The organism is Lyngbya aestuarii BL J (assembly GCF_000478195.2).
In the GTDB taxonomy this organism is placed as follows: Bacteria; Cyanobacteriota; Cyanobacteriia; order Cyanobacteriales; family Microcoleaceae; genus Capilliphycus; species Capilliphycus aestuarii.
Window position 1 is genome coordinate 1 of sequence record NZ_AUZM01000126.1, and the last position, 9,245, is coordinate 9,245.

General features: G+C 40.1%; 9 protein-coding genes. 4 read left to right on the forward strand and 5 right to left on the reverse strand.

The window, feature by feature from the left end:
- On the forward strand, positions 1 to 170 hold a 170-nt coding region (locus M595_RS26365), incomplete at its 5' end, for a YebC/PmpR family DNA-binding transcriptional regulator (RefSeq protein ID WP_023069646.1).
- A gap of 75 nt (positions 171 to 245) precedes the next feature.
- Here the strand turns inward: M595_RS26365 and M595_RS26370 are convergent.
- Together M595_RS26370 and M595_RS26375 are read right to left on the reverse strand one after the other, a co-directional pair.
- Positions 246 to 950, reverse strand: a complete 705-nt coding sequence (locus M595_RS26370) for a potassium channel family protein (RefSeq protein ID WP_023069644.1) — start codon at positions 948 to 950, stop codon at positions 246 to 248.
- A 4-nt stretch (positions 951 to 954) separates the two neighbouring features.
- On the reverse strand, positions 955 to 2,304 hold the full coding sequence (locus M595_RS26375) for a TrkH family potassium uptake protein (RefSeq protein WP_023069645.1): 1,350 nt from the start codon (positions 2,302 to 2,304) through the stop codon (positions 955 to 957).
- A gap of 348 nt (positions 2,305 to 2,652) precedes the next feature.
- On the opposite strand from M595_RS26375, the gene M595_RS26380 reads away from it, so the two are divergent.
- The gene (locus tag M595_RS26380; protein ID WP_023069643.1) at positions 2,653 to 3,540 is read left to right on the forward strand and encodes a methyltransferase domain-containing protein; all 888 of its coding nucleotides are present in this window, start codon (positions 2,653 to 2,655) and stop codon (positions 3,538 to 3,540) included.
- A gap of 96 nt (positions 3,541 to 3,636) precedes the next feature.
- On the forward strand, positions 3,637 to 4,161 hold the full coding sequence (locus M595_RS26385) for a nuclear transport factor 2 family protein (protein ID WP_023069649.1): 525 nt from the start codon (positions 3,637 to 3,639) through the stop codon (positions 4,159 to 4,161).
- Positions 4,162 to 4,170: 9 nt separating this feature from the next.
- On the opposite strand, the gene M595_RS26390 is transcribed toward M595_RS26385, so the two are convergent.
- On the reverse strand, positions 4,171 to 4,545 hold the full coding sequence (locus M595_RS26390; RefSeq protein ID WP_152983643.1) for a hypothetical protein: 375 nt from the start codon (positions 4,543 to 4,545) through the stop codon (positions 4,171 to 4,173).
- Positions 4,546 to 4,664: 119 nt separating this feature from the next.
- A complete protein-coding gene (locus tag M595_RS26395) occupies positions 4,665 to 6,068 on the reverse strand; it encodes a UDP-N-acetylmuramoyl-tripeptide--D-alanyl-D-alanine ligase (protein WP_023069650.1) in 1,404 nt (467 codons plus the stop codon).
- Between the two features lie 358 nt (positions 6,069 to 6,426).
- Between M595_RS26395 and M595_RS26400 the strand changes: the two genes are divergently transcribed.
- Positions 6,427 to 7,719, forward strand: coding sequence for a Sll1247 family protein (locus tag M595_RS26400; protein WP_023069647.1), 1,293 nt, complete (start codon positions 6,427 to 6,429; stop codon positions 7,717 to 7,719).
- Positions 7,720 to 8,064: 345 nt separating this feature from the next.
- On the opposite strand, the gene M595_RS26410 is transcribed toward M595_RS26400, so the two are convergent.
- Positions 8,065 to 9,245, reverse strand: a 1,181-nt coding sequence (locus M595_RS26410) for a calcium-binding protein (protein WP_023069642.1), incomplete at its 5' end; no start/stop codon positions are given.

Genomic DNA, 9,245 nt, shown 5'->3' on the forward strand with positions numbered 1-9,245 from the left:
AGTTACGCTGGATTCCGAATAACACGATTGAAATTAATGATCAAGATCAAGCAGAATCGTTGATCAAATTAATGGATGCTTTAGATGATCTCGATGATATTCAGAATGTGACTGCAAATTTTGAGATGTCTGATGAATGTTATCAATCTCTTTATTCAGAGCAAACTTAATTGGCTGGAAGTCGAAAAATTAACCCTTTCAATTTCAGTTGAGAACTTTTTCGACTTTATTCCCCCAGGTGATTGTTAGGTTTTGTTAATTAAGCGATTAATATCATCATTGGAGCCGAGTACCACAATTACGGTTTCTTTTTTTAAGCGTCGATTGGGAAGGGGATTTATTTCTAATTTATCTTTATCATCCCGAATCACAAGCAAGGTTAAACCATATTTACTTCGTAATTCTAACTCAGCAATTGTTTTCCCATCAAATTCTTTAGGAACAACCATTTCCACAATACTATACTTTGAATCGAGTTCAAACTGGTCTAAAATTCGGGGTTTTGTTAATAGCCGCGCGAGTTCACATCCCATTTCTCGTTCAGGAAAAACGACATGATCGGCTCCCACTTTTTTGAGGATTTTCATGTGAGTTTCTGAGGACGCTTTAGCGACGACAAAATCGATCCCTGCTTCTTTAAGTGTGAGCGTGGTGGTTACACTTTCTGCCAAATAATTTCCAATCGCTACAATCACGGTATTAAACTCAAGAATTCCCGCTTCTTTCAAGGCACTAAGTTCAGTAGAATCGAGTTGAATGGCATGGGCAGCGATCCGATTACTTAAAGCTTGACTGACTCTTTTTTCATCGCGATCAACGGCTAAAACTTCATACCCTGCATTATGAAGTGTTAAAGCAACAGCCCGACCAAAACGACCCATTCCAATGATTGCAAATTGCTGTTTTTCAGTGCGAAAATTTCGTAAAAAGTTTAAGGATGATAAACTCATTATTTTAACCTACTAAAAGATTTTCCTCGGGATAGTCAATAGAAGTGGGTTTAGGATCTCCCACGATAGCTAGCATTAATAACAATACACCCACTCGACCAATATACATGGTGGCAATGACAACTAATTGAGAGAGAGGTGATAACAGTCCAGTAATTCCGGTTGATAATCCTACCGTAGCAAATGCAGAAACAATCTCAAAAAAGACTTCAGAAAAATCTAAATTTGATTGTAATAAACTGACGAAAAGAGTTGAGAATAAAACCACTAGACTTGAACCTACTACAACAGAAACAGCTTTCAAAATTAAAGTTGCTGGAATTTGACGTTGGTAGCATAGCACTTCGTCGCGACCTTGCAATGTTGCTTTTGTACATTGGAGTAACACTCTAGCTGTGGTGGTTTTAATTCCACCTCCGGTACTTCCTGGACTCGCACCAACAAACATTAAAATTACAGTTATAAATAATCCTGCGGCTGTCATTCCTCCTGTATTAATAGTGTTAAAACCTGCCGTCCGACTGGTCACAGACTGAAACCAAGCAGCCATAATTTTCTCAGATAAAGTTAGGGGTTCAAGTGTATTAGGATTATTAAATTCTACACTAAAAATCAAAATTGTTCCTAAAATCAATAGAAAAAATGTGGTACTGGTCACAATTTTAAAGTGAAGGGAAAGCTCTCGGTGAGTTATATTTCGGGATAAACGTTCTCGTATCCCCAAATATAACTCAATAATCACCTGATATCCTAAACCGCCAAAGATAATCAGAGTCGTGAGTGTGAGATTCAACATCGGAGAGGTCATATATCGGACTAAACTATCGGCAAATAAACTAAATCCAGCATTATTAAATCCATTAATGCTATGAAAAATAGAGAGCCATAGTCCTTGATTAAATCCGTAGTCTGGCACAAAAACCGTTAATAATAGGAAAACCCCCGTTAACTGAAATAAAATCATGGTAGCAATTACAGATTTAACGAGAGAAACCACTCCTCCTAATCCGGTTGTGTCTAAAGTTTGTTGCAAAGCAAGTTTATCTCTTAAGCCAAATTTTCGCCCAATAATCAACAACAAAATTGTCGTGGCGGTCATGTAACCCAAAGCACCCACTTCGACTAACAAAATCAAAACCAACTGTCCCCAAAAAGAATAATATTCTCCCACATTTACAACCGATAGACCTGTAACACAAACCGCTGATGTTGCCGTAAATAAAGCCGTGATAAATGTGGTAATTGGGCTGTGTACAAGTGCTTCCTCACCCAAGGAAAATGGCATCAACAGCAAGACGGTTCCGGCTGCAATTACAGTCAAGAAGCCTAAGCAAATTGTTCTCGATATAGTCATTCGATTTTCAGTTCTAGAATTTAGAGTTTAGATTGACCAATGGTCACAGCAGCGCAGCGCGTTCCCAAGTCGTTCGCGAAGCGTCTCCGCAGGAGTTGGAGACCTCGACGGGGTCGCTGCTCCTTTTCAAAACGGTGTACCGATGACCAACAGTTCGTGCTGTCTCTGTTGTTGTCTGACGGAGTAATCTGTGACTCCCTGGAGGATTTTAACAAGTCAATTTCGCTCGCCCTGTGAGGACTTTTGTGCAATCATGCTTCATTATCACGATTATTTGGGGTTGCAAGACGAACAAGCAACCACCAATAGGCTGATAATAGACTTTCAGTAAAACATATACCTTGGGCGATGACCTCAACACTTTATCAACAGATTCAACAATTCTACGATGCTTCCTCGACTCTGTGGGAGGAGGTTTGGGGCGAACATATGCACCATGGCTATTATGGCCCGGAAGGAAACCTGAAAAAAGAGCGACGTCAAGCCCAAATTGATTTGATTGAGGAATTTCTCGCCTGGGGAATGGAAAGCCCAGAGGGTCAATCCCTTGCGGAAAAATCGAAGTTTTCCCAAATTTTAGATATTGGTTGTGGGATTGGGGGTAGCACTTTATACCTGGCTGAAAAGTTCCAAGCCCAAGCCACAGGGATTACTCTCAGCCCCGTCCAGGCGAACCGGGCTATTGAACGCGCCCAAGCCGCCCAGTTGAGTCAAAACGTTAATTTTCGCGTCGCCAATGCCTTAGAAATGCCGTTTGAGGATGATTCCTTTGATTTAGTTTGGTCACTTGAAAGCGGCGAACATATGCCCAATAAAATTCAGTTTTTACAGGAATGCTATCGAGTTTTAAAGCCTGGTGGATTATTTTTGATGGCAACTTGGTGTCATCGTCCAGTCTGGCCAACGGCTCCTGAACTCACCGATGATGAACGTAAACATTTAGCGGAAATTTATCGCGTTTATGCTTTACCTTATGTGATTTCTTTACCGGAATATGAGGCAATTGCGATCAAAACTGGCTTTGATTCTATTCAAACCGCAGACTGGTCAAAAGCAGTTGCACCGTTTTGGAATATTGTCATTGATTCGGCTTTTAATTTAAAATCGATTCTGGGTTTATTATCGTCGGGTTGGACAACGATTGAAGCGGCTTTATCTTTAGGGTTGATGAGTCAGGGCTATGAACGAGGATTGATTAAGTTTGGTTTATTGCGAGGCTTAAAACCGATGGAATAAATCAATTATCTTTTATTGAATTTTGGGCGCAACTGTTGCGCCTCTACCTGGGAAAAAATCAGGTCAATGACTATAAAGACAGGATAACGATCAATCATGCGGCTTATTGTTTTAATCATTTCAATCCTGGTTTTTTGGGGAGTTGGATTAAGTTCTATTCGGGCTGAACCACTCCTTTTTTCTGCGGTTAATCAGACCGCGTTTAATTTAGTTACTCAACATCAATTAATGTCAAGTTCTTCTCCAATTCAACAATTAGTAAACAGACAAGCTGAAGCTTGGTTAACGGGTGATGTTGACCAAATTATTGCTGATTTTGCAGAAGATTCTCTGTTTATTGTTTCATCTTCTCGTTTGCAAGGAAAACAACAAATTAAACAAGCAGCTCAAGATTTTTTTGTCTCAAATTCTGTGGTTAATATTGAAATTAATCGGATTATTGAAAATGGTGATCAAGGTGCTGTAGAATGGAGTTGGAGTGAGATTAACCGTGAAACAGGGGAACCTTCCTATGCAGAAGATGCGATTATTTTTACCCTAGAAAATGACAAAATTAAGTATTGGCGCGAATACATCGATCAACTCGACGGGCCTCCCTCTAACTCCACTCAATCTGATTAAATTCCGAGATTAAAACTTCGATAAATAAGTGTCTACAGTAGAGCTAGACATAATATTTTTTTTGGATGAATTTAAAGTTTTGTACAACAATCCACCCAAGGATAAAATTGTTAAAGCGACCCAATTTCTCGGTTCAGGAACAGACTCAGGTTCATGTAATTGAGCTAAAGCAAATTCTGCTAAAACAGCATGAGAAGCGGTGGTTGGATGAATACCATCCCAAAATACATATTTATCCGGTTGATCGCAAATCGTAAAGGAAACGCTTTGAGGAGGAGTGAGATTGGGAAAGAGGGAAGCATCGGGACTCAGACAAGCTTCTGTTACTGTTGTAAAACCAAATTGTTCGGGATTGTTGAACATTTGAGTGTACAAAGAAAACATATCTAAGGGGATAAGATTAATATCTGGTAACAAGCTTAAATCATTGAGAGCTTCAGTTAAAAGAGAGTTATGTTTTACTATATGTAAAGTTTCTGTAAACTCCAGCTTCCCTAGAAGTTTCAACTTGATTCGAGAGTTTCTCGCACTTTTTCCACAACCCGATTGAGTTCAACCGAATGAGACGCTTTAAATAAAATACGATCTCCCGGTTGGATAAATTCAATTAATTGTTCGGCAATTTGATTGTGAATATTCTCAACGTCCATTTTGCCAACTTCAACAACCGATAAACCTTTCGCCCCCGTTGCCATCGCTCGCGCTTCTTCCGCATCTGCTAAAATAAACAGTGCATCCAAATTAAGCTCTTGAGCCGTTTTGCCAACTTTTTGATGAAATTCTAGCGATCGCTCTCCGAGTTCTTTCATTGTTCCTAAAACCGCAATATGACGCCGACCCAGAGTTTCCCTCAACAACTTTAAAGCAGCAATCATTGATTCTAATCCAGCATTGTAAGTTTCATCTAAAATCACAATATCATTAGAAAGCTCGTAACATTTAGATCGTCCTGCTGGTAATTGAACCGATAAGCCCGTCTGTAAAGGGGTATAGAGTTGGGTAGGTGTTAAACCTGGACCTTGAATAATTTTTAAAACCGCTAAAGCCGCTAAAAAATTCGACGCATTGTGATATCCTGGTAAGGGTAAAGGTAAATCTAAACCTTCAACCCGAAGGGTGTGAGTGTCGATTAATTCACCTTGTAAGTCTCCCCCTTCTAAACCATAGGTAAGGGTTTCTCCAGACCAAACTGTAGCGGCTGTATCCATCAAACGGCGGTTATCATAGTTGAGAACGGCAACGCTATTTTGAGGCATTTCAGCCAGTAATTCACATTTAGCTTCAGCGATCGCCTGTTCTGAACCGAGTCGTCCGATATGAGCTGTTCCGACATTGGTAATTAAGCCAATTGTGGGGCGAGCAATTTGAGTTAATAAAGCGATTTCTCCTTTCGCTCGCATAGCCATTTCAATCACAGCATAGTTGTGATTAGAGGTCAATTGTAAGAGCGTTTTCGGAACTCCAATTTCATTATTATAATTGGCTTGAGTTTTGTGAACGTTTCCTTGAGTCGCGAGAACCGCAGCAATCAATTCTTTAGTTGTTGTTTTCCCCACCGAACCCGTAACCCCAATAATGGGGATGGTGAATTGTTCTCGCCACCAACGAGCGATGGTCTGATAAGCGACTAGAGTATCCTCAACAGTGAGTAAGGGTAAATTCGGATTGTCAGTCGTAAAATCTGCGTCTACAATGGCACAGACTGCGCCCTGAGCGATCGCCTGTTCAACAAAATGATGACCATCAAACCGTTCACCTCTTAAAGCCAGAAAAGCTTCTCCGGGTTGAAGGGTACGAGTATCCGTCGTGATAGCGATCACTTGAGCGTCTTGGGGGGTGTCACACTGCGGAGGTAACTGTTCCGCTACAATTTGAGAGAGTTGGGTTAATGTAATAGGGCTGAACATCCTGGAAACATTTAGAGCTTAACGGTAAAGTTGCCATTATTATTTCAGAGTTTAGGCATCTTGATAGAATCTGAAGCGAACTTATCTTATTTCTCGTGCATTGATTAGAGTAACTTATAGGTGTTTGGGAGCGAGACAACAGTTGAACAATTGGAGAGTCTAGTTTGTACTACTTTTGTCTCAAAATTGTAGTGAAGCTGGACTGTTGTTCTATCCTATTGTCTGTCGTAAAGTTTTAACCTGGGGTAAACATGATTTGGAGTGAGATGTCCTTCTCACAAAATTTTTGTGGTTTTTTTAAAGTTTAATCAGCCCATTTTCTGAAAGAATATGATTTAGGGTGGATTTGTGATCTCAAATGAACAAACAGTCAGTCAGCAGTTACAGTCGGTTAATTTCTCCGGAAGAACAGCAACTCTATGACCACTTACTTGAACGAGTTGAAGTTGAAAGTTCTTCGGAACTAATCGAACGAATTCGATTATTATTCATAGAGGGTTCTGGATATCCAGATCGCCATATTGCTCAGGCTTTAGAGAAAATATTAAATACTAAGCAAGTCGATGAAGATTTTAACTTCATTCTCAATCGCTGCTGCTATATTTTAATCAATCGTTGGCATACACTTCTGTCTAATCGAAAAGAAGCCATTAATGAGTTACTGAAACTCTTTGATCAGGTCGCAGAAAAAACACTCAGTAGCTACACTTACTCAAGACGTTTAAGACGATTAAACGAACTGACCCAAAAGTTTGTTAAAAGTGAACAATTCTTAGCCTTAAAACGATTTGCAGAAGTGCTGTGTCAGTCTTCAGGGCGTCATTCTCGTCCTCTTTCAACCCAACCCTTAAGAACCCTAATTCCTCGCTATCCCTATTTATATACCCATTGTTTGCTCAGTGATTATAGTTCCTATGAACATCAGCAAATGATTCGGAATATTCAAGCTCAAAAGCAGCGGAAATTTGAACTCGATTTATCCCAATATTCAGCACATCAATGGCGACGAGCAGAAGTTGCACGAGTGTCTAGAGAAGCAGCGAAAAAGATTAAATCTCCTATCGATAACCCAACCCTCTTAAGTAATCGAGAACTTTTTGGTGCTTTAAAACAATTTGTGGGAAAAGTAGAAGGAGCAGATACTTATCGCGACATGGCTCAACGCTTTATCACTCACTCCAGTTTTACACCAAGCTTTCGAGATTTCAAAGATGATTTTTATGAGTATCTCAACCCTAAATCCTTTGGTTCTTCGTACAGCAAATGTCAATTTAGTGATAAACTCTACAAGCAATTAGAACTGATTATTCCTCAGAGTGATGATGAACCTTTTAGTGAGTTTTTGCTCCTGAGAACCTGTAGTCAAATGTTAAACTTTCTCATTGTTGAGAGTCCTCAAAAACCTAATCACTTTGTCTTCATTGACTTAATTGCCAATGTGGGGCCAACCTTTACAGTGGGTTTACTGTTGAAAATTATTCTAGTTTGTCGCAAAGTTAAACCCTATCTAGAAAAGCGACTTTCTATTCTTTTTAACCATTACGAATCCACAACCCAAGAAGGAGTGCAATGGTTAATTAAAGTTCTGGAAAACTTGAATATCGCTTTAACCACTAATTTTGGACGAGTTGACCTTTCGTTTATTCGTTAATGAGCATTCATACAAACCCTCAAAATGATCGGTAGGGAGGTAGGGAGGTAGGGAGGTAAGGAGGTGGGGAGAAAGATTTGTAGCATCGGTGATCCGCGTATTTTATATTAATAAAGCTAAACCCCGTTACAATAACGGCAAACAGCGACGAGAAGGCTATAATAATTCTTATTAGATTTCATTAAATCATCTTTAAAATGCCTCACTTTGATCGGGTTTTGCAGCTTTTGCAAGACCCTTTTTAAGTTGGATTTCATATTCGAGTTGGACAGGTTAAACCATTTTTGTTTTTTGTTTAATTTCAGATAACCTGTCCGCTTCACATCGTCAATTTCTAAAACGGAATTAAACAAACGTAAAGTAATCTTCTTCAAGCACAACAGGGAAAGATGTTCCCTGAATAATCGCAATCAGTTCATCTTGACCCCCAACAGTATGATAGAGTGCAGTTCCTTGAGGTAAACCCTCGGGTTGAACATCCAGTCGATAATCTTCCGCATTTCCTGCGAGTTGAATAATATCTTGAGTGCTGTCGAAATCTTGAACTATAGCGTAATCTTCTAAACCGAGGTTATTGAGATCGCCATCTTCATAATAAACTTGAATCTCATCACCCAGAACAAATGTATCCGCTCCTGTTCCCCCTACTAAAGTATCAATTTCGTTCTGTCCGGCATCAGTTATATTGGGATCGGCACCAATCAAAATATCATCTCCATTATCTCCACTAACAAAGTCATTTCCCGCTTCACCTTCGAGAACATCATTACCTTGTCCTCCGTAGGCTAAATCATCACCGTCTCCTCCTTTAATGGTGTCATTTCCTAAATTACCATTGAGCCAGTCTGCATTTTCTCCACCATAGAGGAGGTCATCATCTTGATCGCCAAATAGACTATCTTCACCTGCATGACCGAGTAATGTGTCATTTTGTTTACCGCCAAATACGGTATCGTTTCCTTCGTTTCCTTCTAGGAAATCCTCATTTTGATTTCCAAACATCAAGTCATTACCCTCACCTCCAAAAAAGTTATCTGGTTGAGCGAAACCAAAGATAATATCGTCTCCAGAAAATCCTCTAAAAATTTCACTGTCATTGTCACTACCGAGAAGATTATCGCTGAGATCGGTACCATTAATGGTCAAAACTGTGAAACCGGATATATCTGGAGGAGTCGGTTCAAACTCAGGTTCGGGTGTGAGAACAGGTTCTGTTGGGGTGGGATCATCTAATCCTGTCCCCGATGGAGATTCATCTCCGGTGGTCGGATCATTGGATTCTGTCCCGGATGAAGACTCCTCTTCGGTGGTCGGTGGAAATTCATCATTTGATGGAGGATCAACAACAGGTATATCCTCACCAGAGGAATTGTCTGGAGTCGAAGGCGGGTCTACATCCGGGTCGGGTTGAGAATCCGGTTCTTGTTCATTCTCAGGCGTTTCAACGGAAGGTCTGTCATCCGTAATCGGATCGTCGATCTCAGCTTTTGGAGGAGGATCGACTTCAGTTTCATCGGTTTCTTCTT